Below are 24,753 nucleotides of genomic sequence, written 5' to 3' on the forward strand. Positions count from 1 at the left end.
ATCTAATTAATCAGGGGTTTACCGTCTTGATAAGGGATCTTTTTGGTAATTGTTCCCGAAGATGTGAAGAATACAGCTGTTCCACAACCTTTGTCTATCTTAGAGTAAGGATGTCGCTCTCCTGGACGGAAATACTCTCCTTTTATAAGTAGCTCATTGTCGTATTCTTCGGTAGCCATGATCTGCCCCTCAGGATAATACAAAGTTAGCAGTCCTGATTTTTTATTGTTTATTAGTTCCTTACAACTTTCCAAAGAACCGTTTGGATACCAAGTTTTTACTGGCCCCTGTAAAATGCCGTGGTTCCAAGTTAAAAGAAGCTTAGATTTTCCTGTGTCAGGGTAAAAAAATAGTTCCTCACCATGTTTTACTCCGTCAACTAGGGCATATGTTTGAAGAATTTGTTCTCCAAGACTATCAAACACAGTAACTTTTCCACGGGCTTCTCCACGCACGAATATTCGAGTTTCTACAATAGAGTGTTTCCCATAGATGGCTTGAGTTCCATTGCCATTGATGATTTCAGAGAATACTTGGTGTGTTTGCGGATCTACATAATAGCCTTTTAATAATAATCCTTTATCATACTCCTCTTCAGAAAGCACAATATTAGAACGTTCTTCATAGCGTATGGATATTCCATGTTTTTCACCGTCTAAATACGAGAGCTTTTTCAGTAAAAAGCCTTCTGGTGTGTAGGTTAAGAAATCACCATGAGCTCGTCCTTTATGATAAGAACATTCTTTCCATGTCTGACCGTTGGGGTGGTAGTAGTACGAAGTTCCCTGAAGTAAACCTTTATCATAGTTGATGGCTGCTTCCAATAATCCCTCATCACTATGTGCGAGTGTTGTTCCGTGGAATAGCCATCCGGATTCTGCGGAAGGGTGAAGATCTGCTATTCCTCCTATAACCTCCGCTTGAATTTTAATTTTCCCATTGCTGTGCCATTCTCGATAACGCCCGCAAGCACGATTATTCACACATTCAAGATATTGTTTTAGCTGACCGTTAGGATGGTATGTTGTCAAACAAGAGACATTCTCGCCTCGTGTGTTTTTATACATACGCATAACTTTTTGATAGGGCTGGGGAGACAGGAAATCCACCCTAGCATACTTCTTTAGCTTCTCTTTAGAGCAAACTGTTTCTGACAAGCCATTCCTATCAATGATATTGATTCCTGTTAAAGTCAGCTTCTCATAAGTTCCGGCTGCGTAACCAGGAGTTGTAAAGAAGAAACATAGAAGGAATAAGCTTAAAATTTTTCTTATAACCATCGACTTATAGCCTCAGCATTTATGGACCACACCTGATTATTTAATGGCGTAGTCAGTTTTGTCATTTCCCAATGAGTGAAGAAAGCCAAAGGTGCGCAGGGATTAGTAGCGTCGAGTAAGTAAAAGAGTTCTTCAAGATTATCGTTGTCAGCTTCTATAGGATTTTCCAGATGTAGAGATACGAGATCTTCGGAAACCTGTCCAAAGGACCATACCACCTGGTTGTTGGCTGAAAGAAAAATTTGTTTTCTACAGCTAACCTCTTTACTCTGAGAAATCAGGGAATTTTCTTTGAGAGAAGCTAACAGATCTTGTTCTTTCCCCAATAAACGAATGCTCTTACTTGCCTGAAGGAATTTTTGTGATTGGATGTTTTCGTGTTGTTGTTTGAGGATTTCATTCTTTTTCCTAATTAGATCTGCTTGGTTTTTCATCACTTTTAGGGTAAGAATATGCGAGTGTAGGGCTTCCCAGCGTTTTGTTGTTTGGACGTGTTTGTAAACGATGCCGGCAATAGGAAGACAACTAACCAAACTTAAAGCGATAAGAGAGCAAACTAAAGACCATTTTTTCATGGGAGCTCCTGGGAAACCATAGTAAATTGTAACTCAAAAGTGTGTCCGCTACATGTTTTGCGAACATTAGAAAGAGAGGGATGTAGGGATATTTTTCGGAGAAACTCAGATGCTTCTTCAGGATTTCCTTCACCCCTAACGGTAATATTGGCTTTGTAAGGTAGGGAGGGGTTTTGTTGAGAAGGAAATGAAATCAGGGAATAACGAAAATATGAAAGTTTCACAGATGTCGTGTTCTGCGCTAGAGAGGAGAGAAATAGCATTGTTTCTTTGCTTGTCGGAATTGTAGGTAGATAAGGGTATTCGGGACGCGTGCTCGAAGATATTTCGTTGAGAAGGGCTTCTTCTGTGGCGCGAAGAGATTTAGGCTTTGTGGGGGTTTCTGGACAGACTAGAGCGAAATGTTCCCGCACTCGGTGAGAAAGAGAGGCTAGTTTTACAGTAGAGCCTATACCTACAATTACTGAGGATAGCAAAGCGAGTTTCCCTATGACATATGCCGAGCGTTTAAACCAATGTTTTAGAGATTCTGTGGTATTAAAAATAGGGTTGTAGGGAAACACGAGAGTCCCTTTAGAGGCTCCGTGATATGCCGTAGTAATAGCGTCACCATAGTTCGCCCATTCTTCTTCTTCTAAACCAAAAGTCATTGTTTGGCAGGTAATCAATGGTAGAGAAAGTTTTTGTTCTAAAGATTTTTTTAGCGTTTCGGGAAGTCGCACCGTGTGAATAGCCGTTAGCTCTACGGAAGGGAACACTTCCCTTACGTAATCCAACGTGGATAAAATATGCTCACAGTCTGTCATCGAGGAGTTACAGAACGAACGGGAGACGAAAACCGACCCGTTTAGAACAAAAAGACATGTAGTTTCAGAAGAACCCGTGTAAACTAAGAAATAAACGGGAAGAGCCTTTAAAGGTGTTTGTTGAACCAGGGAAAAGATGTCTGCGGGCTGGCAAGACACTGTATCTGGAAATATACGTACTTTGTGTAGGAGTGTTACTTCGCGTTCTACTGTGGCTTTAGGGGTTATCCATAAAGTTACTGGGGTTTCCCCTTTCTCATTCCTTTTTCCAAGACTAGGAGCGACAACTAAAGAGTTCCATGGGAAGGCTGCATTAGTTTCTAAATCTGTTAAAGCTATTTTTAAAATATTTTTTTTATTTTTTAATGAAGAAAGCGAGCTTCTAATTAAACTATCGGTTCCTCTTAAAGAAAAGGTGATTGGCGTTGTCAAATATTTTTTTGGAGGCTGCCATGTTTGATCTTCGAAGATCTGCTCACAGTGGGAAACTATCCATCCTTTACATGTTTTCTGCAAAATTGCTATTTTAATAGTATTGTTTGCGTCTTGGGTTACCCCAATGTGGTATATGGGTAGTTTAAAATCCATAGTACGGTGTTCTTAAAAAATAAAGGTAACCATTTTAAAGAATAAATGGCTGTTTTTCAAGAAAAACACATATTAATTGTTTATAAAGGGAAAAGAAATGGTATCTTATTTTTTGAAAGCGGCTATTAATGTTTATAGTTTTTTAATTTTGGTGTATATTCTTGCCTCTTGGGTTCCTGAATGCCACAATGCAAAATGGTACCAGTATGTATATAAGTGCGTAGAGCCTTATCTGGCTTTGTTTAGAAAATTTATTCCTCGTATTGGTTTCATCGATATTAGCCCTTTGATTGCTCTACTTTGCTTAGAGGCTGTTCCTTTTATTGTGATACGAACCCTGAGGTTTGTTATTCTTAATATTTTTCAGTCTCCATGGCTTCTTCAATACATATAGGAAATATTTTACTAAAATCCCCTATTGTTTACGCACCCCTAGCGGGTTTTTCAGATTATCCCTATCGGAGAATGTCTTCGCTTTACGGTCTTCCAGCTTTAATGTTTTGTGAGATGGTGAAGATCGAGGGCTTGCACTATTCTCCTTCGCGTACCCTCAAACTTCTAGAATATTCTGAATCCATGCGTCCTATAGGAGGACAGCTTTGTGGTAGCAAACCTGAGATGGCTGGAGAAGCCGCTAAGGTATTAGAAGGATTGGGTTTTGATTTAATAGACTTAAACTGCGGTTGCCCTACAGATAGAATTACTAAAGATGGTAGTGGGTCAGGCCTATTAAAGACTCCAGAGCTTATTGGAAAAGTTTTGGAAAAGATTATCGGGTCTGTATCCATTCCTGTTACTGTAAAAATACGTTCAGGGTGGGACGGAAATAACATTAATGTGGAAGAAACAGTGCGCATTATTAAAGAGGCGGGAGCGAGTGCTGTTTTTGTACATGGAAGGACTCGTGCTCAGGGATATGTTGGTCCTAGTAATCTTGAATACATAGCACGAGCAAAAGCCGCGGCGGGGAAGGATTTTCCTGTATTTGGCAATGGGGATGTGTTTTCTCCAGAAGCCGCTAAGCTAATGTTAGACTCTACGGGATGTGATGGAGTCCTTGTTGCTCGTGGTACTATGGGGGCCCCTTGGATAGCGCGCCAAATTGAAGATTATCTTACGACAGGGACGTATCAGAAAATGCCCTTCTCTACGAGAAAACAAGCTTTTCTCCAGCACTTACATTGGGTAGAGGAGTACTATCAAAGTGAAGCAAAGTTTCTTTGTGAAACAAGAAAACTTTGCGGACATTATCTCATATCCGCTGCTAAAGTAAGATTTCTTCGTTCAGCTTTATCTAAAGCTACGTCTGTGCAAGCAGTTTATCAGCTTATCGAGGCTTATGAAGAATCCGATGATGAGCCTAGGGATCAACCAGACTTAAACAAGTGCTGATTTAGTAGTTTGGGCAGTTGGAACATATCCACGGGTTCTGGGCCAATAACCCCTCGGAATTTATCGTCAGGAATTAACATCTTTTTATTTTCGGGGGACTGGAGATTATGGTCCTTGATATATTTCCAGATTTTCTTAGTCGCTTCCCCCCGTGCTACCGGCTCGTTACCGATCATTTGAGCAAGTTGAGGAGAGGGGATAAGTAGAGATCCTGCTTTAGGAGTTTTGGTTGTTTCCTTAGCACTTTTCTTTTTCTTTGCTGTTGTTTTCGTAGTTTTGCTACTTGCTTTCGTTGTGGATTTTTTCTTACTTGTAGTTTTCTTTTCGTAAGGGGTCTTCTGCGTTCCTGTATACTTTGTTATAACAGCATCGATAGTATTGCCGATCACACTGCAATCGGGATACTCTGAGCAAGAATAGAACGTTTTATTGTAACGGGAGCGCTTTTTAAAGATTTTTCCAGAGCAACCAATTGCTGGGCAAGGAATCGGCTCTTCTGTTTCTACTTCTTCTCCTTTCTTATGGAGGGAAATTGTGCCGCGACATTTAGGATAGTTTAGGCATCCCAAAAATGTACCGAAACGTCCATGGCGGACCTTCATTTCCCCTCCACAAACAGGACAAGGACTATCCCATGGAGTCTCAACAGCATAGTCGTCTTTATTAAAAGCGAGCTCTTCTTCAGAAGTTTTAAAATCGCATTCAGGATATTCTGAGCATCCATAAAAATAGCGATTTTTTGCCCAGATTTTTACAAGTTTTCCTTTATGGCATGCTGAACAATCGATGTCAGTCACAACACGGGGTATAACAGCTTCTTTTTCTGCAGTAGTTACTACGGGAAGAAACTGATCCCAGAACTCTTTAAGAAGCAATTTCCAGGATTTTTTATTGTCAGCTATAAGTTCTAGCTCATCTTCCATAAGAGCTGTAAAACCTATATCCATAATTCGAGGAAAATTTGTCTCAAGGAACTGTGAAATGATTTTTCCTAGTTCTGTAGGGCGTAGGCGCTGGTTTTCCTTAATTGTATACTCACGACTTTGAATTTTATTCATAATCGTTGCGTATGTAGAAGGACGGCCAATACCAGATTTTTCCAGTTCTTTTACTAAAGAGGCCTCTGTAAATCTCGGAAGAGGTTTTGTGAAGGCTTGTTCTGCAGAAACCTTTTCCTTATCTAAAATATCTTGAGCGTGTAGCTGAGGAAGAGAGGGGTTTTCTTCTTCGGCTACATCATCGTCTATTTTTTCTTCGTATACGGCAAGGAAACCTTTAAATTTCAGCAAAGATCCAGAAGCACGTAGGTCTATTTTCACATTTGTGGAAATCGTCATAGCTAACGTATCATAAATCGCAGGATTCATCTGTGAGGCTACGAAACGTTTCCAAATGAGAGAATAGAGCATATGCTGATCGTTAGTCAGTTTTCCCTGGAGTTTATCTGGAGATAAATGAATATCTGTAGGACGAATTGCTTCATGGGCATCCTGAGTCATCTTTTTTGATGTATAAAGATTAGGAGTTTTTGGAAGATACTCTTGTCCAAACGTATCTTGTATATAATCCCTAACATTATTTAATGCCTCAGGGTCTATACGTACGGAATCAGTACGCATGTATGTAATTAATCCTGTTGCATCTTCGTTATCTAATTCAACGCCTTCATATAATGTTTGAGCAACCGACATTGTCTTTGAAGAAGAAAATCTGAAATGGCGGCTCGCCTCCTGTTGCAAAGTCGAGGTAATAAAGGGTGGTGCAGCATTACGTCGTTTTTCTTTAGCTTCTACGCGAGTCACCCTGTAAGAAGCGTCTTCTAAAAGCTCAGCATAATGTTGGGCTTTAGCTTCGGAGTTAATTAACAGAATTTCATCTTCTGTTTTCCCTTTAGGGAGTTCCTTTTCCCATTTCTTCCCATCCGCAGAATATAGATGCGCCCAAAATGTTTTTGAGGTTTTGGGATCTTGGAGAAAAACGCGAATATTCCAGTATTCAGTGGGAACGAAGGCTTCTATGGCTTTTTCGCGATCTACAACAAGCTTTAGCGCAACAGATTGCACACGTCCGGCGGATATTCCCGATCGCTGCTGAAGTTTGCGACTTAGAATAGGGGAGATCTTATATCCCACAATACGGTCCAATAGGCGGCGGGCTTGTTGGGCATTTACTAAAGCCATATCGATTTCTCGAGGATGCTTTAGAGCTTCATTAACAGCGCCTTTGGTAATTGCATTAAAGGAAACCCTTTGAATCTGTGTATTTTTGGGAAGCTGATTCGCAATATGCCAGGCTATAGCTTCTCCTTCTCTATCGGGGTCAGGAGATAGATAGACAACGTCACAACTGGAAGCTAATTTGCAAATTTGATTGATAACTTCTTGTTTGTCAGGAAGAATTTGATAATCTGGTTCGAAATCATGCTCGATATCGATACCGAACGTCTTAGCAGGAAGATCAACAACATGTCCTAGTGATGAAGCAAAAATAAAACCTTTCCCTAAGAGCTTTTGCAAGGTTTTTATTTTAGCGGGAGATTCCACTACGATTAAGGATTTTTTCATTAATATTAAATGGCGAGCTCCGCATTGTATTCGGAGTAAAAACGCCTCTCCTTTTTTATTGTTTTTGTTCCCTATCTAAAAAAACCCTCATGCAAGCATCTATTATTTATTGCAAGCTTTCACTACGAACGTGAATGACAGCTCAATGTAATAGCGGGCAAGCTGGAACTTTTGACAATAATCTCCTTACATGAAGAGTAAATCTTCAAAATAAAGAAGGGTTAAAAATAGGTAGTTTTGTTTTTCTCCTAGAGGAAAATACCGTTTATTATTGAGAATTTTCTCATCTCTATAATTTCTACGATCTGCAGAGTTCATTCTCAACATGCAACGTGTTAAGAGCACAACACCCTAATTTTTTCACAGAGATTTAGCCAGAGGCCCTGGCACATCCTAATGGTTATTCAGTATGAGGTAGATTCTTTTCAAGGGAATAATGTAATACTTAAGGAATGTAGCTCTGCAAGAAAACTTTAATAAGAATCTTTCTTGTTTTTGAATTTTGGAAAGATAAGACACAAATCTTACATCTGATAGAGTTTTTATTAAGAAAATCTCCTGATATTGGATTTGACGCCATTTTTGATTTTAACTGTAGGCAAGCAGTATTTCTAATCTTAGCAACATGGAACTAGAACGTGGAAAAGTTAGAGTCTTTACTTCCTCCAAAATCTTTAGAAAATGACCTGCTTGATTTAAATAAACAAGGGATCATCGCTGGACCCGAAGAACTAAAACCCCCTTTTCTATATCGAGCTCAAGACATTCTGGATAACGCTCCAGATTCTCCTACCGATTTTCCTGCGCGATTGCAGGAGATTTTTGATATCAACCCCACACATTTAGAAGTCATCTATTCTAATGAAGGTATGGATGTTTGGGAGGCGGGATGCACGTGGATATCCAATAATCAAGTAACCATACAATTGCGCAAACCACTGAGAAAAGCAGCGCGTTGGTTTTATATGTATTCTAAGGAAGAGATACTTTCCCACGAAGCCGTTCACGCTGCTCGTATGAAATTCTATGAGCCGATGTTTGAAGAGGTGTTAGCTTATCAGACCTCTCCAAAAGTTTGGAGACGCTTTTTAGGACCGCTATTTCGTTCTCCTGGAGAAAGCTATTGCCTGTTCTTTTTCGTTCTTTCTGGTCTGGGGTTGACCTTATGGTCACCACTAGCGGGTCTTGGTTGCATTCTTGCTACTCCTGCGTATTTCGGAACGAGATTATTGATCGTGCAAAGTTATTTCCGTAGAGCAAAGAAAAAAATTCGTAAAATGCTTGGGGTGCCACCTTTATGGGTGATGCTAAGACTTACGGATGCCGAAATCCGTATGTTTGCTACGCAACCTATTCCTGTTCTTGAAAAATATGCTAGAGAGCAAAAGTTAGAAAGTGTTCGCTGGCAACAAATCTACATTGCCTACTTCACTTAATATTGAAATGTAAAACCGCTTTACATTCGGGAACATGTTTTCCTTTTATGGGCAGGGAGAATCTTTAATTGTGCTCGGTATTTTGCTACTGTACGACGGGCGCATTGGATTCCATGTTTTGAAATGCGTTCGCTAATATCCGAATCTGATAATGGGGTTGTTTCTGATGTTATCCATTGATGAATCCATTGCAGAATTGTTTCTTTAGAATGGGAATCATCACTGGCGGCGCGAGGGAAAAGCAGCTTCATTGGAATAATCCCGATAGGAGCTGCTAACTTTTTATTTTCTATGGCACGAAATATCGTAGATTCATGATACGATAGATCTTCGGAAAGCTGTTTTACAGATAGAGGTTTGGGAGAAGATGTCTTGCCAAGAAGGAAGCCTTCTTGATGCGGGAGGATTTTCTCAATGATAGAAAATAAAGTCTGTTCGCGTTTTCTTAAGTTTTTGATGAGCCATTTAGCAGAAAGAATTTGTTGGGTGAGGTTTTTTTTCTCTTCTCTGGGCAGCTGTTCGTAAATATGAAAGACTTCGCTGTTAAGTTTTATAGGGGGTAGACCTCTGGAGCTAATTTGAATTTCCCAACCCTGTTGTTTTTTAGTGACATAAACATCGGGAAGAGCGGGCTGAGTGCTAGATAAAGATGCGTAGCCTTCTGCAGGACACCAAGGTATAGTCGCTAAGGCATTTTTAAGCGCTTGTTTTAGATCGGCAGGCGTGCAGCGACATTTCTTTGCTATGCGTAGAAAGTTACAGTTAATCAAAAGAGCATAGTGTTCTTTGATAATCTTATAAGCAAGCTGGTGTGACGAACCTTCTAAATGTAATAGCCAATAGTCTTGTAGAGAGGGGGAGGCGATCCCTAAAGGATGAAAATGTTGAATTGTTTGCCAAACTACATGGATAGAATCTAAAGGAACTTCTAGTTGTAAAGACAAGTCTTCAGGAGGAGAAAGAAGCAGTCCTTGATCTGATAAGTTTCCTATAATGTGCTGAGCAATAAGCAAATCTTCAGCATGATCAAACGTTTGCTGTACTTGAGTAAGAAGATGGGAAAATAAGGATTCTGGACGGGAATACGAGGCGTCTACGGAAGATAACGGAGAACATGCCGACCATTCTTCCTCTTCTAGAGATGAAAGGTCAAAAAAAGGATTATGAATGATTTGTTGAAGTACGTAAGAGGAGAGCTCTGTAATTGGTGATTGCAACATTTGCAGTCCCTGCTGCATACGCAGCGAGGGAAGGTAGTTTAAAGAAAGCTTTTGATGTTGCTGAAACATACCTAATGTACTTGAATCAAGTAATCTCTAGGGATTTCCTTAAGAAAACGGCTCGGTTTCATGACACGAACTGTGCCCCAAAGAAAACGAGTTTGCGCTGCAGTTAAATAAAGGAGATCTTGGGCTCTAGTGATTCCTACGTAGCACAGGCGTCGTTCTTCTTCAAGATTTTCATAATTTCCTTTAGAGTTTGCATGCGGGAAGAGATTTTCTTCTAATCCTACAACAAAGGCTATACGAAATTCTAACCCCTTACCATTATGAATCGTCATGAGATTCACGCGATCTGCAATGAGTTCTGTTTCGTCCGTAGAACTTTTTAAAGCCAGGTCATCTAAGAAGCTTTCTAAAGTTCCCTCTGTATTTTGTTGTTCCCATTCGAAAGTTTTTGATGCAAGTTCATCGAGGTTGCTTTTTCGATCTTCGAAAGTATCGGGATCTTCTTTTAGTACTTGAAGGTATCCAGTGATTCTTATTGTAGCGATAACAAACTCATTAAGAGGAAGTGTATAAGCACGTTCAAGTTGTTGGAAAATGCTTAGATAACTCCAAAGACCTTCTTGTTGCTTCTTAGATAGCTTTACAGAATGAGTTTCTAAAGCATTTCTACATGCTTCTAAAATAGGTAAATTATTTGTAAGGGCATAGTCAATCAAAGAAGAAATTGCCGAAGGACCTAAACCTCGCTTGGGGAGATTTACTGTTCTATCGAAGGCAACGACATCACATTTGGCTGTAAACATTCTTAGAAATGCTAGGATATCTTGAATTTCCTTACGTTTGTAAAACGAGAGTCCCCCGAGGATCTCATAAGGAATGCGTCTGCGTAACAAGGCGTCTTCAAAAGTTCGAGATTGGAAGTTTGTTCTATAAAAGATACAAAAGTCTCTTAAAGGGATGTTAGATCTTTTATGAAGACGGTAAATTTCACTTGCGACAAACTCAGCTTCGTCTTTATCCGTTTTTCCTAAGAATACTCGAATTTTTTCTCCAGGGCCTTTCACACTGCGTAGATTTTTCTTTAATCTCGATGCGTTATTTTGAATTAAGGCATTAGCAGCATTAAGAATGTTCCCATAGCTACGATAGTTTTCTTCTAGACGTAGGACACGAGCTTGGGGATAATCTTGTTCAAAGTTTAAAATGTTATGGATATTCGCCCCTCGCCAAGAATAAATAGATTGGTCGGGATCTCCTACTGCAAATATATTTTGATGCTTTCCTGCTATTGTCTGAGCCATCATATACTGTGCATGGTTGGTATCTTGATACTCATCAATAAGAAGGGCTTTCCATAATTCGCTATATTCCTTTTTGACTTCAGGGAAATCTTTAAATAGCTTTACTGTGAGGAATAAAAGATCGTCAAAATCTAAGGCATTAGTTTCTTTTAAGCGTTGTTGGTATTCTTTATAAATAGAAACCACAGGGTCAACATACTCCTCGGGATCTAAGTCTTCAGGGTAGAGCAAGCGGTTTTTTGCTTGAGATATATGATATTGTATGGAACTACTTAGAGTTTTTTTTAGATTAAATTTTTGTAAACATTGCTTGAGAAGTTTATCAGTATCGCTTTGATCATAAATAATGAAATTATTTTCCCTATTTAAAGCTTGTATAGAGCGTCGTAGAATAAACACGCCCAAGCTGTGGAAGGTGCACACCATGGGAATGTCCGCACCAGAAACTTGAGGGCATTGATGTAAAATACGTTCTTTAAGTTCTTTAGCGGCCTTGTTTGTAAAGGTGACAGCAAGAATTTCTCGAGGGGCAATGCCTTCTTTAATTAAATGAAGAATGCGACATGTGACCACGCGAGTTTTCCCAGCTCCAGCTCCTGCTAGAACGAGAACAGGACTTAGAGGAGCGGTAACTGCAGCAATTTGTGCTTCGTTTAATTCTAAAGTAAGCATAGTGGTATCCTAATTTATAGCTTCCGACTGAAAAAAATCAGGATCCCCGAAGCTAAAATAATCTAAGAAGGTTAATATACTTCTATTTTCAAACAATAAAAGTGGGTGGTTTATGCAAAACGCCTTTACTATAGACCAGCTTCCTTTGTCTTGGCAAGAGCAGCTTGAAAATGAATGGTCTCAGCCTTACATGCATAAGCTTAGGGAATTTTTACAAACCGAGTATTCTCGGACAACAGTTTATCCCGCAAAAGACAATATCTTTACTGCATTAAAAAGCACACCTTTTGATGCTGTGCGTGTTGTTGTTCTCGGTCAGGATCCCTATCCTGGAGAAGGACAAGCTCACGGACTAAGCTTTAGCGTGCCTCATGGTGTACGCTTACCCCCATCTCTAATGAATATTTTTCGTGAATTGCAAACAGATTTAGGAATAAAAAATACGACGGGATGTTTGCAGCCTTGGGCAGATCAAGGTGTCTTATTATTAAATACTGTATTGACTGTACGTGCGGGAGCTCCTTTTTCTCATGCTGGTCAAGGATGGGAGCGGTTTACCGATGCTATTGTTACCAAACTTATAGAAAATCGATCACACGTGATTTTTGTCTTATGGGGGAATGCTGCAAGAAAAAAATGTGACTTACTGTTCCGTTCTACTCATAAACATGCCATTTTAGCAGCTGCTCATCCTTCTCCTTTAGCAGCGCACCGCGGCTTTTTTGGTTGTTCTCACTTTTCAAAAATTAACTACCTGCTTAAAAAGCTGGAAAGGCCCATGATTAATTGGAAGCTCCCATGAGTGAAAGTATTCAAACTGTTTCTTTTAATAAAACTCACCGACTTACAGCGAAATCTACAGTGAGTTTAGAAATGCCCGTAGCAACGCAGAAGCTTCAAGGTAAAGAAGGCATGCCTGCTGCGGCAAGTTTAGAAGCAGATTTTTTAAGAGCAGAAGCCATACTCGCGGAAATGCGTGAAATTCGCGGCTGCTTAGAACATTCGTTAGAAACTCTAGTTCCTAGAGACTAGATGTTTTTCCAACAGGTCTTGTAAATAAGGAGTGAGCTTTTGCAAAGCCTTTGCTCTATGCGAGACCTGGTTTTTTACATCTTCAGAGAGTTCTGCAAAAGTTTGCTTGTAATCATATTTTAAAAATAGTGAATCGTAGCCAAACCCAGAGGATCCTTTTTCGTGATTGCTAATATAGCCTTCGCAAATTCCTCGAGACTTAAAAAATTTGCCTTCTGGAGAAGCAAGAACTACACAACATTCAAAATACGCAGAACGGTCTACAATGCTTTCTAGGGATTGCATCTCTTGCAAAAGTTTTTTTCTGTGGTCTTTATCACAAGCATCTTCGCCAGCAAAAGTGGCTGAAAATTTACCGGGCAGACCATTTAATGCAGGAACCATAAGCATGGTGTCATCAGCGATTACCCAAGAATTTAGTTCTTTTGCTGCATGTAAACCTTTTGCCAGGGCATTGTCTTCAGGGAGACTGCCGATTTCTTTAGGGGCGTAGTAGTCAGGGAAGTCGGCTAACGAGAAAATATCGAAACTTCCTAACTGTTTTAAAAAAGTCTTAGTTTCTCGTATTTTGTACCCGTGGGAGCTAGCAATGACTATCTTCATTAGGTTTCTCCTTAGCAAAAGGGAAAGAGCGAATAACAAAAAATTTTGTCTCGTTTGAAATTACACTAGCAATTTTGTCGAGAGGGGGTTTCTTTCTTGATTATACTACAAAATAATCGAAATAGTCGCACCTACACAACTATTAGCAAGGTTGCATAAAGATATCTTTTTTGCTAGCACTACTTAACCAACATACAAACTATCAGAATGTTATTTTTGATGGGTAGATCAGTGTTATGAGAGTTATACGCTCGTTTTTAATTTTATTATGTTTGTTTCCTTATCTAGGATTCGCTCACGTATCTGTGGGGTTAGATCGTATTTTCAGTGAAGAGTCTTATCTTTCTTGGATTCGTGGTAAAAAGGTCACATTAATTTCTCATAATGCAGCTATTAATCATGAGGGAAAGGATGCCCTCTCTGTTTTTCAAGAACATAACGACGTATGTTTTTTGAATACTCTTTGTACTTTAGAACATGGGTATTATGGTACGGCTCCTGCTGAAACCCCCGGATTTGCTCCCGCCATTCCGGGAGGGCGTGCGGTATCCTTATACGGAGTTAAAGACATTCCTGAGAACGCTGTCCAGGGGAGTGATGTTTTAGTATACGATGTGCAAGATATTGGAGTACGTTCCTATACTTTTGTTGTTTCATTACTACATCTTGTTCGTGCTGCACAAAAGTATAAAAAAACCCTCATCATATTAGATCGTCCTAATCCTATGGGAGGCAAAATCATTGATGGCCCCATGCCGACGTCTCAAACGGATTATGTACCAGAAATTCCTTATTGCTATGGCATGACTCCCGGAGAATTAGCGCTTTTTTATAAAGCAAAATACGCGCCATATGCCCAGGTTTTAGTTGTGCCTATGCGGGGCTGGAAACGCTCCATGACTTTTTCTCAAACAGGATTAAGGTGGGTTCCTACAAGCCCGCAGATTCCCGATGCACAAACTACTTTTTTTTATGCCACAACAGGAATTATAGGAGCTCTATCTATATCCAGTATTGGTATAGGGTATACTCTTCCTTTTAGAGTAATTGGAGCTCCTTGGATGAATGGACATCTTGTTGCAAAAAAGTTAAATGAAGCCCGGTTGCCTGGGATCATCTTCTATCCTTTTTGTTACGAGCCTTTTTTTGGTAAGTATAAAATGGAATTATGTTCGGGTGTTTTACTTATGCTAGAAAAACCAGAGGCGTTTCTTCCAGTGGAAACACAATGTACAATTTTGGGGATTCTAAAAACTCTATATCCTAAACAGGTAGAGAACGCATTCAATGCTTTGGACAAAATTCCTTTGCGAAGAACTTCTATATATCGTTGTCTAGGAGAAGAGAAGTTTCTTCATATTTGCCAAAATGAGCAGTATATTATCTGGCCGTTAAAAAAATTGTGCCTCGATGGAAGAACAAAATTTCAAAATATACGCAAGCCTTTCTTAATATCTGATTATTGCGACGAAGAGTAATTTTTTCTCAAGATTCGACTGTTTGACAGGAATTTTTGATGTTTCTATAAGCGACCTTGTAGGGGCGCCTTATCCCCGGAGTCCGGGAGAGACATTTAAAAACGTGTCTAAAATATTTAAGAATCGATTAGAAGGACTTAGCGCATTAAATCGAGGCGTGAGAGCTTTAGCTAAGGCCGTTACCACAACTTTAGGGCCTCAAGGCTCCCATGTTGTTATCAAAAAAGATCACTCCCCTCCCTATGTTACAAAACATGGTGCTTCAATAGCTAAGGAGATCTCTTTAGCAGATGCTTTTGAAAATACTGGTTTAAAATTTGCCGGTGAAGTTGCTTTACAAACAGACTTGCAGGTAGGAGACGGATCTACCACAGCTGTGATATTGACAGATGCTTTATTCTCTTCGGGGCTCAAAGGTGTTGCTGTTGGATTGGATCCCTTAGAGATAAAACAGGGAATTCATCTTGCCGGAGAAATGTTAGATAAAGAGCTTACTAAGCTTGCGGTTAAAAGGAAGCCAGCTGAAGACTCTTTTCATATAGCCACTACCTCAGCCAACAATGACCCGGCTATTGGCAAAATTATATCCGATGCCATAGCAGCTGTTGGTGTGGAGGGCGTATTCTCTATAAAATTGGGAACGGGAGAAGAAACCACTCTAGAGGCTTCGTCTCATGTAGGGTTTAATTCAGGATACTTATCTCCGTACTTCGTAACGCATCCAGAGACTATGGAAGTCATCTATGAGGATGCTTCTATTTTATTGTGTAATCAGAAACTATCCTGTTTGAATCAATCGTTTATTCATTTTTTAGACCAAACTTTTCAGACGAGTCGAGCTCCTCTAATTATTATTGCTGAGGATTTTGATCCTCAGCTTCTATCTATATTAATAGTGAACAAACTTAGGGCAAATCTTCCCGTATGTGCGATAAAAGCCCCAGGATTCGGTGAACGGCGTAGAGAGATTTTAGAAGACATCGCTATTTTAACAGGAGCCACTCTTGTTGGTGATCTGTTGGGACTTTCCTTAGATGAGAGTAATTTAGATGCTCTTGGGCACGTAGGGAAAATTATCATAGGGCAGGACACAACTGTTTTATCCGAAGGGAAAGGCGATCGGGAAAGCATAGATCGTCGTATCGATTACTTGCGGCAGGCAATTATTCATAGTTCGTCTGAGATGGATACTCAGGACTTGGAAAGGCGCTTGGCGAGGTTTGTCGGAGGAATGGCTCAAATATACATAGGAGCTTCATCAGAAAGAGAATTTAAAGAGAAGAAAGCTCGCTTAGAAGGTGTTTTAAAAGCGACTAGAGCCGCATTTAAAGAAGGTTGTCTCCCAGGGGGAGGCTCTGCTTTAGCTCGCGTAGTGTCTATTGTAAAAATCCCCGATCAACTACCTAAGGGGGTAATGTTTGGCTGTAAGTGCATGCTTCAATCTGCAGAAGCACCTCTTAGAGTTATAGCAACAAATTGTGGAAAAGCTCCTGAAAGTGTGGTAGATACGGTTCTGTCACATGCAGATCCTTGTTTTGGATATAATTGTATTACCGATACTTTTGAAAATTTAATTGCTTCGGGAGTGTGTGACGCGCTCTCAGTGATTAAATTTATTTTGAAACGTTCGATTTCCATTGCTTGCTTATTGTTGACCAGTTCATTTGTTATCGTAGAATCTTCTGAAGGCACGCAAGACTCTCAACACCCAGATTCCCCTCTTTCCGATGATTGTTAACATCAAATAATTTTTGCATGGTGTTAAAAACAGTTTTATCTTTTCATCTTAGAACGATCTTTTTTTCATAAGATAGGGAGAAAAACTTGATCATTTGGTCTGACTTGACTACACTTTTCATCGAAAGAGCTGTGCACCAGTAGCTCAGTGGATAGAGTACCTGGCTACGAACCAGGTGGTCAGAGGTTCAAGTCCTCTCTGGTGCGATGCATAATCATAAAAATAGGGTGGTAATGGGATCGCTTTTCGTTGGGAAAACTGCCCCAGATTTTTCTGCACAAGCAGTAGTTGATGGTGAAGTAAAGAATATTTCCTTGAAAGATTATCGTGGTAAATACGTTATTCTTTTCTTTTATCCTAAAGATTTTACATATGTTTGTCCTACCGAGCTTCATGCTTTTCAACATTCTTTAGAAGAATTCGAATCCCGCGGCGCACAAATTTTGGGGTGCTCCGTTGACGATCTTGATACCCACAAGCGTTGGTTAGAAACTGATAAAAAAGCTGGTGGAGTTAAAGGTATTACCTATCCTCTAATTTCTGACACAACTCAGGAGCTTTCTAAACTCTATAGTGTTTTAGACTTACAGTCTGGATTATCATTCCGTGGATCATTTCTGATCGATAAAGATGGGATAATTAGACATATGGTAATAAACGATCTTCCTTTAGGTCGTTCTATAGATGAAGAGCTTCGTGTATTAGACGCGTTAATTTTCTTCGAGAATCATGGATTAGTATGTCCTGCAAATTGGCAGCAAGGACAGAAAGCTATGGCTCCCAATGAAGAAGGTTTGAAAGAGTACTTCGGAACTATCGATTAGAAAGCTTTGTTAAAAGTTAGTAAATCATAGAGATCTTGTTCGAAGAACAGAAGGAAACTTTTGTATTTTCGGCAGAGAGATTTAGAGGCCTCTATAATGTGTTGGTCCCCAACGCCGGGAAGGCCCATCGCAATGATATTTTTTAAAGTCGTTTGAGTATTTAGGAAGTGTAGCCCAAAAAAGTAACTATCTACGCAATAACCCTCTTCCTTTACTCTAAAGTAAAGCACATCGTATTTATACATTAATGCTTGTATGGCCAAAGCTATTCCCGACTTTGATGTTGCGGATCCTCCTCCTAAATGGTCATAAAGATCTGCTGTACTACGACATAAATAAGCAGTATCGTAGCTTCCTTTTTCTGCTTCACCAAATAAAGCAATAGTCTGTTTCATTGAATTATAGATAAATCAAGCTTTATCGCTGATCCTACAAAAGATTTTGTTTATTATCTATAGCGAGAAATAAATATTAGTTACGGAAAATACAGACGATTATTTCTTATGCTCTGGCAAACAAAGCTTTTGATTGGCGTAAATAACATCAGAATTTAGTTTATTAAGTTTTTTTAATTCCGCGACCGGGATTTTATATTTCGTAGCAATTTTCCCTAAGGTTTCTCCAGGTTGTACAACATGGATATGAGAAGGAACCTCATTAGAAAGATCGGTATAAGTTTCTGGAGAAGAGCCGTCAACAAGAGCAAGAAGAGAACGTCGTAAAAGACGAATGTCTTGAGAAAGTGTTTTATGGTGTTGCTGTACTTCTTGAAGTTTGTTTTGCAGCGTAGATTGGATATCTTTTACAGAAGCGGTAAGAACTGAAACTGTTTTTGCTAGGGTTTTGTATTCGATTTCTAATTGTTGGATTTGTTTTGTAAGAGCGTCCGGTTTTGTAGACGACAGTTTTTGTATTTTACTATCCTGCTCATCTATACGATCAGCTAACATCTGGATGTCCGCTTCATGACATAACAATTTTGCAGAAGCGTCTTCTACTTCTGCAAGCACTGCTTGTAGGGACGGAGACTTTCCGGCTTCCGCAGGAAGTACCGCTCCTAGACAAAACCATAATCCGCAATAGAACAAATATTTACAATTAACGTGCATGGACTTTGAATTCTGTACGACGATTTTGTTGCCAGGCAAGCTCATTATGACCTGAGTTTATTGGCTGCTCTTTTCCGTAAGATATCGTAAATAAACGTTCTGGAGAAATTCCTTGTTTAATTAGATGTTGCTTAACAGCATTAGCGCGGCGTGCTCCTAAGGCTAAATTATAAGCAGCAGCTCCGCGTTCGTCAGTATGACCTTCTATATAGAGCGTTGTTTTTGGAGATTTTTGCATCTGACGAACAAGGCTAGATAAAATAGCAAGGTTTTCTTCGCCTTTAATGGTATAACTGTCAGTTGCAAATGTGATATTCCGGAAGGAAACCGATTGGCTACTTGTTTGGTATAACTGCTCTTCTTTAGAATCATAGGAATCAGCAAAATTTTGATTCATCTCTTCATCAGTATAAAGAGGAACAAAAGCAAAGTTTTGTTTTTTTCTTTTGGGACGTTGACAGTCTTGGCAAGTAATATCCCAATCACCGCAAGGATAAGAGCATGAAGGCAGGGCGAAAAGGGCGAGTAAAAAACAACCCAATACGCTTAAATATTTCTTTTTCATAAGATTCTCTTTATTGGTTATTAGGGAATCCTCCCCAGGAAGGGAAACGTTTTTCCCCCAATCCTATAACAATTTTGTTAGTTTTTTGGGTAATCAGACTTAATAAATAAAGCTCTGATTCTCCTGAATTTCCCGCGCTATAAACAAGGTGATGACTATCAATAGCCCATGAAGGCCCTTCCTTATCTATAGGAGTTGTTGTTAGTTGGTAATCTTTTCCTGTGGAAAGGTCGTATAGGCAAATTTGCCGAACACCCTTAATTACAGAGCAAAAGGCTATTTTTTTACCATCCGGAGACCATGAAGGGCAACTGCTATTTCTATATTTTTTGGTTAGTAGACGTGGAGTTTGGATTTCAGGATCTACTTGAATGATGTATAGGCGTGGTCTGCCGTCTTTATTAGAAACAAAAACTAATTTAGAACCATCGGGACTAAAAGAGGGGTTGCCCTGTGTTCCAAAAGATTCATTCAAAACTCTGCGAGGTTTGCCCATAGCTCCTTGGGATGGCGAAAAACCCTGAAGGAATAAATCAGGATTCCCGTAAGCATCCGAGATAAAAGCTAACTGTTTTTTCCTCGGAGAAAAGACCGGCATAAACTGATTCCCTTGTAAATTGAGAACTTTTTTTCCTGAGGTATTCTCTAAAGAACCTAGAAAAATTTTGGGAATGCCAAATTTGTAAGAAACATAGAAGTAGGGGTTATTGCTGCCTATGTTCAGCCAGTTTGGAGTAATGGATAAGGAATTTTCTTGCGTAAGGGCTCGTAAATTCTCCCCGTCATAATCTACCGACCAAAGCTCTCCCTGTTTTAATTCGCCATCATGAGGATTCTTACTTAATGAGAAAACTATTTTTCCAGAACTAATTCCAGGAACTCTGGTAAGGGCGTAGTGGATCTTATCTGCTACCTCATGTATTTTTTGTCGGTTGATAGCGATGTCTTCCGTAAGCACTAAAGAATGAAAAGGTCGAGGGTTGTGAGTGCCTCGGGATAGGGTAAATACAAGTTCAGGATAGTGAGAAGAAATAACAATACTAAACGGTGCGGATATTTCTCCGGATTTAACAAGAAGGGGTTGAAGACGATCTCCGAGAGCTAGATCCTTGACGAAGATACTGCATAATGAGCGTAGGTATTTTGTCTGTTTTGCATCATTAGGACCGATATTCAGCTCTACATGAATAGGTAAAAGGGTGTTTTCCGAGCGTACGGAAACTTCTAAATCTTTAGCATAGAGGGAAACCATTCCAAAAATTAGGAAGGTACTGACAAATAAACGTCGTAACATTCCAATAGCCCCTACTGTGTTAAGACTCATTACTCAGGAGTTTAATATGAAAAACGATATTTTTCGAGATTTTGTATTTGTCCAAGAATTTTTTAAAGGGAATTTCATAGATACGCATGAGAATTAATTGCTTTTCTGCTTCGCTAATTTCAGATAATAAAACGCAATCATGGATAGTCCCTTGAGGAGTTAAGATTAGCTTTACTCTTACTTCCCTGGAAAAAGGCAGCACAATATATTCACGGAGTAATTGGCATAGTTCTTCTTCTTGAGTCATTGCTAAAGATGAGTGTACGGTAAGTTCTCTGCTTTTAGGAAGAGATAGGTCGGCAAGCTGCGCATTGCTATCGTCAAGATGTTGCGAGAGCGTTTTTGTAAGATTTGCAATGGCCTTAAGCTTTGCCTTTCTTTCAAGGGTATTTTTTTGGACCATTTTATCTTCTGTTTGAGGTTTTGGCGCAGGCTTTTCTTTTTCTACCGTCTTAGGAATCGGAATTTTTTTAACGCTATCCAGCTTTTTCTTTTCTATAGGTGTTTTAGAAGTCTGCTTTTGATCGAGTTTTTCAACAGTAGTTTGTTTGGTTAAGATTGTTTGTGCTGGTGTGGGAGGTTTTGGCTGCGTTGTTACATGAGGGGGATCTCTGAAAGTAACGAGTTTTTCTTTGAAAGGAAGTAGTTTGGGTTGTTTTTTTTGCGTTGGAGAGCACACAAGGAGAATGAGACAGGCTCCGTGGAAAATCGTTGCAAAGAGAATATAGGGGAGCGTTTTTTTCATAATTAGCTTTTTAAAGCTATATGGAGTTCGTGAAATCCAGCCGATTCTATAGTTGTTTTTACTTCTTGGTACAATTTAAAAGGTGTCTCCCCATCTTGCAATAACAAAGGCACCCTATTTGGGTGCTGCTGATGTAAAAGAGAGAGTTGTGTTTTTAACTCTCCTAAAGAGAGAGCTCGATCATTGAGAGTGATCGTACGGTCTGCGAAAACTTTGATTATTGTTTGGGGTTCATTGTTTTCCCCAAGAACCTTATGATTTTCTGCCCCAGGGGCTAATGCTATAGAGTCTAGTCTTATTAAAGGCATAGCAATCATAAACGCCATTAAAATAACAAAGACAATATCAATTAATGGAGTGAGATTGACGCTAGGGTCTTCTTCAGTATCTTCAACGATAATACGTTTCATAAATTTGTCTGACGATACTTAACTTCTATGGAATTTAGCAGCAAATATGCTGTCTGCTCGATTTCTAAAATTAATCGAGAAGAATGAGCCTTGAGGTAGTTAAACCCTATCAAAGATGGAATAGCAACAAATAAACCTACAATTGTGGTCCCCAATGCTGTTGCAAGTCCTTCCATCATCGCCGTTCCGCCAGCATGCCCTGTGCTAATATGCGAAAAAGCTACCAAAATACCCCAAACAGTCCCTAAAAGACCTAAAAAAGGCGCTAAACTGATAGTCGTGGCGGGAATAAAGTTATTCTCGTGCATAATTGCGCGGTATTTGGGCATAATCGCTCCCAAGAGAGTCTCTAGAGATTGTATGTCTTCCATAGACAATACCGGGCCGTGGTCTGGAGCTTGTTGACGATTCTTATCGAGAAGTTCTAAAGCTCCCCTCTTAATAGTAAAATAAAGGTCAGCAAAAGGATTTAATTCCGGATGAATTTCCAGAGACAAGGGGGCGTGACGATTTTTTATTAAGAAATCCTTAAGAGACTTGCCTGATTTTAGAAATTTTTTTTGAATGGCAAGCTTTTGATGTAGTACTGTCCAAGTGCATAGGGAAAGGATCAGTAAGCTGAAGAATATCCCCTTGCCGAAAAGATCGGCTTCTCTGTAGGCCTGGATAATGGGATTATGGGAGAGTTGCAGCATAGAGTATAAAATTCTTTACATAGTGGGGGGATCGTACAAAAGACGATCCTATCAAAATTCTGCTATAGAGCCAAGTGGGTTTTGTTAAAGAGATTTACGAAATCGGTTGTAAAAATAAAACTATAAATAATGTATAATTATCTACCTGATTTAGAAATAATTGGAGTTGTTTTGAATAAAATCAAAAAGCATTTTCAAACTATACTAGTGGCTTTTCTATTTTCTTTACCTGCCTTTACTGAGTGTGGTCAGAAATTGCATGCCGCGGAGCCCGTAGTGGAACAGGTTGCACCGGGAGCCACTCTAATTTCTGAGGGGACCCATATTCCCAAGGGTGAGGTGTTTAGAGTGGGGGTTCGGGTATCCGCTCTTAAGGGAAGCCATATTTACTGGAAAAACCCTGGGGAAGAGGGTAGCCCGCTAAGAATTCATTGGAATTTACCCAAGGGATTCGTTGTTGAGGAGGAACACTGGCCTTCTCCAAAGGTTTTCGAAGAAGACGGCACAACATTCTTCGGTTATGACGATAACGCTCTTATTGTTGCCGATATTCGTGCTCCGAAAAACGGAGATGATCGAGAATCTGTTGTATTAAAGGTTCACGTTGAGTGGTTGGCTTGTGGGGAAAGTTGCGTACCCGGAAATGCCGATTTGGAACTAGCTCTTCCGTATCGTGATGGTGCGGCTACTCTATATCCTGAAAAATCTGCAGAGTTTGCTCAAACGCTACAGGCTCAACCTCGTCTGTTGAAAGATGATCGTGCGATTACTTTAGGGCGCAGTCAGGAAGGCGAGATTATTTTAAATATTACTGGCCAGCAAAACCGTGCAGAGAAAGCCTGGTTTATCTCAGAGAAAGCTGACAAAATTTTTGCATATTCAGAAGAAGCTATAAAAGAGGCTTCCGGGACGGCCTGGAAACTGAAAGTAAAAACTCTAGCGGGAGTTCAGAAGAATCAGGAATTACAGGGAGTTCTATTACTTACAGATAGCGCCGGTCACGAGGTTGAATCTTTTGCAGTTCGTGGTCAAATTAATGATTCTGGAGAATCGGCTTCCGATTTGTGGAATTACATAACGATTGTAGCTATGGCGTTCCTCGGGGGACTTCTTCTTAATATTATGCCCTGTGTTCTACCTTTAGTTACTCTAAAGGTGTATGGATTAATAAAATCGGCAGGAGAGCATCGTTCCTCTGTAATTATCAATGGACTGTGCTTTACTTTAGGAGTCGTCGGTTGTTTCTGGGGATTGGCTGGAGTTGCTTTTCTCTTAAAAATGTTAGGACATAACATTGGATGGGGTTTCCAACTTCAAGAACCAATGTTTGTGGCGACATTGATCATCGTATTCTTCCTGTTTGCTTTAAGCTCTTTAGGTTTATTTGAAACAGGCGCAATGTTTGCGAACTTAGGTGCGAAACTACGCCCTACAGGTTCTGGAGATTCTAGGAATAAAGCTGTGGGAGCTGTGTTTAACGGGGTATTGGCTACGTTAGTAACTACTCCATGTACGGGACCGTTTTTGGGTTCTATTTTGGGGCTCGTAATGTCATTGTCGTTTATCAAGCAGTTGACGATATTTACATCCATTGGTTTGGGAATGGCATCGCCATATCTTGTGTTTTCTGTATTTCCTAAGATGCTTTCAGTTCTTCCTAAACCCGGAAGCTGGATGAGCACATTTAAACAGCTTACTGGATTTATGTTATTAGGAACGGTAACTTGGTTAGCGTGGATCTTTGGTTCAGAAACAAGCACTACAGCGCTGATCATCCTTCTTGCGGGATTGTGGCTTGCAGGTATAGGCGCTTGGATTTTAGGGAAATGGGGTTCTCCGGTTTCTCCGAAGAAACAAAGAATGGTTGTTTCAGCGTTGTTTTTCGGATGTATAACAGGTGCCCTGTCTTTAAGTTTTGTTGCCTCCAGGCATTTCTCTGGAGAGGGAGAAACCGTTGTTATTCAAGAAAACAATGCTTGGCAACCGTTTTCCGCAACCAAACTTGCTCAGTTGCGTAAAGAAGGCCATGCGGTGTTTGTGAACTTCACAGCTAAGTGGTGTTTGACATGCCAGATGAATAAACCTGTGTTGTACGCAAGTGCGGTACAGGAGATGTTTAAAGAACACGGGGTAGTGACCCTAGAGGCTGATTGGACCCGCAAGGATCCGGGTATTACTGAGGAGCTGGCACGTTTAGGACGAGCAAGTGTTCCCTCCTATGTCTATTATCCTGCGGATCAGTCTGATCCTATAGTACTTCCTGAGAAGATTACGCAATCAGTTCTTGAGAGCATGGTTTTCTCAAAAAACTAATTTTACATAGATAACTCGTCTTATTTTTGGGGTGTATTTGTATAAATACACCCCTTTTTTGTCCCTTTGTATTA

At 39.9% G+C, this 24,753-nt stretch carries 23 protein-coding genes and 1 tRNA gene; 10 read left to right on the forward strand and 14 right to left on the reverse strand.

Annotation, left to right across the window (positions count from 1 at the left end):
• Positions 1-2: 2 nt before the first annotated feature.
• From CF_RS00100 to CF_RS00110, 3 genes are read right to left on the reverse strand one after another with little or no spacing between them, the layout of a single operon-like run.
• Positions 3-1,280: a toxin-antitoxin system YwqK family antitoxin gene (locus CF_RS00100; RefSeq protein WP_011457577.1), complete on the reverse strand. Its 1,278-nt coding sequence runs from the start codon at positions 1,278-1,280 to the stop codon at positions 3-5.
• A complete protein-coding gene (locus CF_RS00105; protein WP_011457578.1) occupies positions 1,271-1,855 on the reverse strand; it encodes a hypothetical protein in 585 nt (194 codons plus the stop codon). The genes CF_RS00100 and CF_RS00105 overlap by 10 nt, the downstream gene beginning before the upstream one ends.
• Positions 1,852-3,249: a hypothetical protein gene (locus tag CF_RS00110; protein ID WP_011457579.1), complete on the reverse strand. Its 1,398-nt coding sequence runs from the start codon at positions 3,247-3,249 to the stop codon at positions 1,852-1,854. The genes CF_RS00105 and CF_RS00110 overlap by 4 nt, the downstream gene beginning before the upstream one ends.
• A 97-nt stretch (positions 3,250-3,346) precedes the next feature.
• Between CF_RS00110 and CF_RS00115 the strand changes: the two genes are divergently transcribed.
• Together CF_RS00115 and dusB are read left to right on the forward strand one after the other, a co-directional pair.
• Positions 3,347-3,643 carry a YggT family protein gene (locus CF_RS00115; RefSeq protein ID WP_011457580.1) on the forward strand — a complete coding sequence of 99 codons (297 nt, stop codon included), beginning with the start codon at positions 3,347-3,349 and terminating at the stop codon, positions 3,641-3,643.
• A complete protein-coding gene (gene dusB, locus CF_RS00120) occupies positions 3,622-4,641 on the forward strand; it encodes a tRNA dihydrouridine synthase DusB (protein WP_011457581.1) in 1,020 nt (339 codons plus the stop codon). The genes CF_RS00115 and dusB overlap by 22 nt, the downstream gene beginning before the upstream one ends.
• Here dusB and topA read toward each other — a convergent pair.
• Positions 4,617-7,205, reverse strand: coding sequence for a type I DNA topoisomerase (gene topA, locus CF_RS00125; protein ID WP_011457582.1), 2,589 nt, complete (start codon positions 7,203-7,205; stop codon positions 4,617-4,619). The two genes, dusB and topA, sit on opposite strands and share 25 nt — an antisense overlap.
• A 638-nt stretch (positions 7,206-7,843) precedes the next feature.
• Here topA and CF_RS00130 point away from each other — a divergent pair.
• Complete coding sequence (locus CF_RS00130) at positions 7,844-8,641, forward strand: hypothetical protein (protein WP_011457583.1); 798 nt, start codon at positions 7,844-7,846, stop codon at positions 8,639-8,641.
• Between the two features lie 20 nt (positions 8,642-8,661).
• Here CF_RS00130 and rpoN read toward each other — a convergent pair whose 3' ends face one another.
• Both rpoN and CF_RS00140 read right to left on the reverse strand, forming a co-directional pair.
• Positions 8,662-9,930, reverse strand: coding sequence for an RNA polymerase factor sigma-54 (rpoN, locus tag CF_RS00135; RefSeq protein ID WP_011457584.1), 1,269 nt, complete (start codon positions 9,928-9,930; stop codon positions 8,662-8,664).
• 2 nt (positions 9,931-9,932) lie between these two features.
• Positions 9,933-11,843, reverse strand: coding sequence for an ATP-dependent helicase (locus tag CF_RS00140; protein WP_011457585.1), 1,911 nt, complete (start codon positions 11,841-11,843; stop codon positions 9,933-9,935).
• A gap of 112 nt (positions 11,844-11,955) precedes the next feature.
• On the opposite strand from CF_RS00140, the gene ung reads away from it, so the two are divergent.
• Both ung and CF_RS00150 read left to right on the forward strand, forming a co-directional pair.
• Positions 11,956-12,645, forward strand: coding sequence for a uracil-DNA glycosylase (ung, locus tag CF_RS00145; RefSeq protein ID WP_011457586.1), 690 nt, complete (start codon positions 11,956-11,958; stop codon positions 12,643-12,645).
• Positions 12,642-12,875, forward strand: coding sequence for a hypothetical protein (locus tag CF_RS00150; protein ID WP_011457587.1), 234 nt, complete (start codon positions 12,642-12,644; stop codon positions 12,873-12,875). Before ung ends, CF_RS00150 begins: the two co-directional genes overlap by 4 nt.
• On the opposite strand, the gene rdgB is transcribed toward CF_RS00150, so the two are convergent.
• Positions 12,858-13,478, reverse strand: a complete 621-nt coding sequence (gene rdgB, locus CF_RS00155; protein WP_011457588.1) for an RdgB/HAM1 family non-canonical purine NTP pyrophosphatase — start codon at positions 13,476-13,478, stop codon at positions 12,858-12,860. The two genes, CF_RS00150 and rdgB, sit on opposite strands and share 18 nt — an antisense overlap.
• 236 nt (positions 13,479-13,714) lie before the next feature.
• On the opposite strand from rdgB, the gene CF_RS00160 reads away from it, so the two are divergent.
• From CF_RS00160 to CF_RS00175, 4 genes are all read left to right on the forward strand, one after another.
• The gene (locus CF_RS00160; protein WP_011457589.1) at positions 13,715-14,956 is read left to right on the forward strand and encodes a DUF1343 domain-containing protein; all 1,242 of its coding nucleotides are present in this window, start codon (positions 13,715-13,717) and stop codon (positions 14,954-14,956) included.
• 103 nt (positions 14,957-15,059) lie between these two features.
• Positions 15,060-16,694 (forward strand): molecular chaperone GroEL, encoded by a 1,635-nt coding sequence (locus CF_RS00165; protein ID WP_011457590.1) that lies wholly within the window; start codon positions 15,060-15,062, stop codon positions 16,692-16,694.
• 133 nt (positions 16,695-16,827) lie between these two features.
• Positions 16,828-16,900 (forward strand) — tRNA-Arg (locus tag CF_RS00170).
• 27 nt (positions 16,901-16,927) lie between these two features.
• Entirely contained in the window at positions 16,928-17,518 is a 591-nt protein-coding gene (locus CF_RS00175; RefSeq protein WP_041467919.1) for a peroxiredoxin, read from the forward strand.
• On the opposite strand, the gene CF_RS00180 is transcribed toward CF_RS00175, so the two are convergent.
• From CF_RS00180 to CF_RS00210, 7 genes are all read right to left on the reverse strand, one after another.
• On the reverse strand, positions 17,515-17,913 hold the full coding sequence (locus CF_RS00180) for a hypothetical protein (protein WP_011457592.1): 399 nt from the start codon (positions 17,911-17,913) through the stop codon (positions 17,515-17,517). The two genes, CF_RS00175 and CF_RS00180, sit on opposite strands and share 4 nt — an antisense overlap.
• Before the next feature lie 99 nt (positions 17,914-18,012).
• Positions 18,013-18,627 carry a LysM peptidoglycan-binding domain-containing protein gene (locus CF_RS00185; protein WP_011457593.1) on the reverse strand — a complete coding sequence of 205 codons (615 nt, stop codon included), beginning with the start codon at positions 18,625-18,627 and terminating at the stop codon, positions 18,013-18,015.
• Positions 18,617-19,192 carry an OmpA family protein gene (locus CF_RS00190; protein ID WP_011457594.1) on the reverse strand — a complete coding sequence of 192 codons (576 nt, stop codon included), beginning with the start codon at positions 19,190-19,192 and terminating at the stop codon, positions 18,617-18,619. The genes CF_RS00185 and CF_RS00190 overlap by 11 nt, the downstream gene beginning before the upstream one ends.
• A 10-nt stretch (positions 19,193-19,202) precedes the next feature.
• The gene (tolB, locus tag CF_RS00195; protein WP_041468046.1) at positions 19,203-20,486 is read right to left on the reverse strand and encodes a Tol-Pal system protein TolB; all 1,284 of its coding nucleotides are present in this window, start codon (positions 20,484-20,486) and stop codon (positions 19,203-19,205) included.
• Between the two features lie 19 nt (positions 20,487-20,505).
• Positions 20,506-21,261 carry an inclusion-associated protein gene (locus CF_RS00200; RefSeq protein ID WP_011457596.1) on the reverse strand — a complete coding sequence of 252 codons (756 nt, stop codon included), beginning with the start codon at positions 21,259-21,261 and terminating at the stop codon, positions 20,506-20,508.
• A gap of 2 nt (positions 21,262-21,263) precedes the next feature.
• The gene (locus CF_RS00205; RefSeq protein WP_011457597.1) at positions 21,264-21,671 is read right to left on the reverse strand and encodes an ExbD/TolR family protein; all 408 of its coding nucleotides are present in this window, start codon (positions 21,669-21,671) and stop codon (positions 21,264-21,266) included.
• On the reverse strand, positions 21,668-22,366 hold the full coding sequence (locus CF_RS00210) for a MotA/TolQ/ExbB proton channel family protein (RefSeq protein ID WP_011457598.1): 699 nt from the start codon (positions 22,364-22,366) through the stop codon (positions 21,668-21,670). The genes CF_RS00205 and CF_RS00210 overlap by 4 nt, the downstream gene beginning before the upstream one ends.
• 171 nt (positions 22,367-22,537) lie before the next feature.
• On the opposite strand from CF_RS00210, the gene CF_RS00215 reads away from it, so the two are divergent.
• Positions 22,538-24,679 (forward strand): protein-disulfide reductase DsbD family protein, encoded by a 2,142-nt coding sequence (locus CF_RS00215; RefSeq protein WP_041468048.1) that lies wholly within the window; start codon positions 22,538-22,540, stop codon positions 24,677-24,679.
• Positions 24,680-24,753: the final 74 nt, after the last annotated feature.

This window comes from Chlamydia felis Fe/C-56 (genome assembly GCF_000009945.1).
Taxonomy (GTDB): Bacteria; Chlamydiota; Chlamydiia; order Chlamydiales; family Chlamydiaceae; genus Chlamydia; species Chlamydia felis.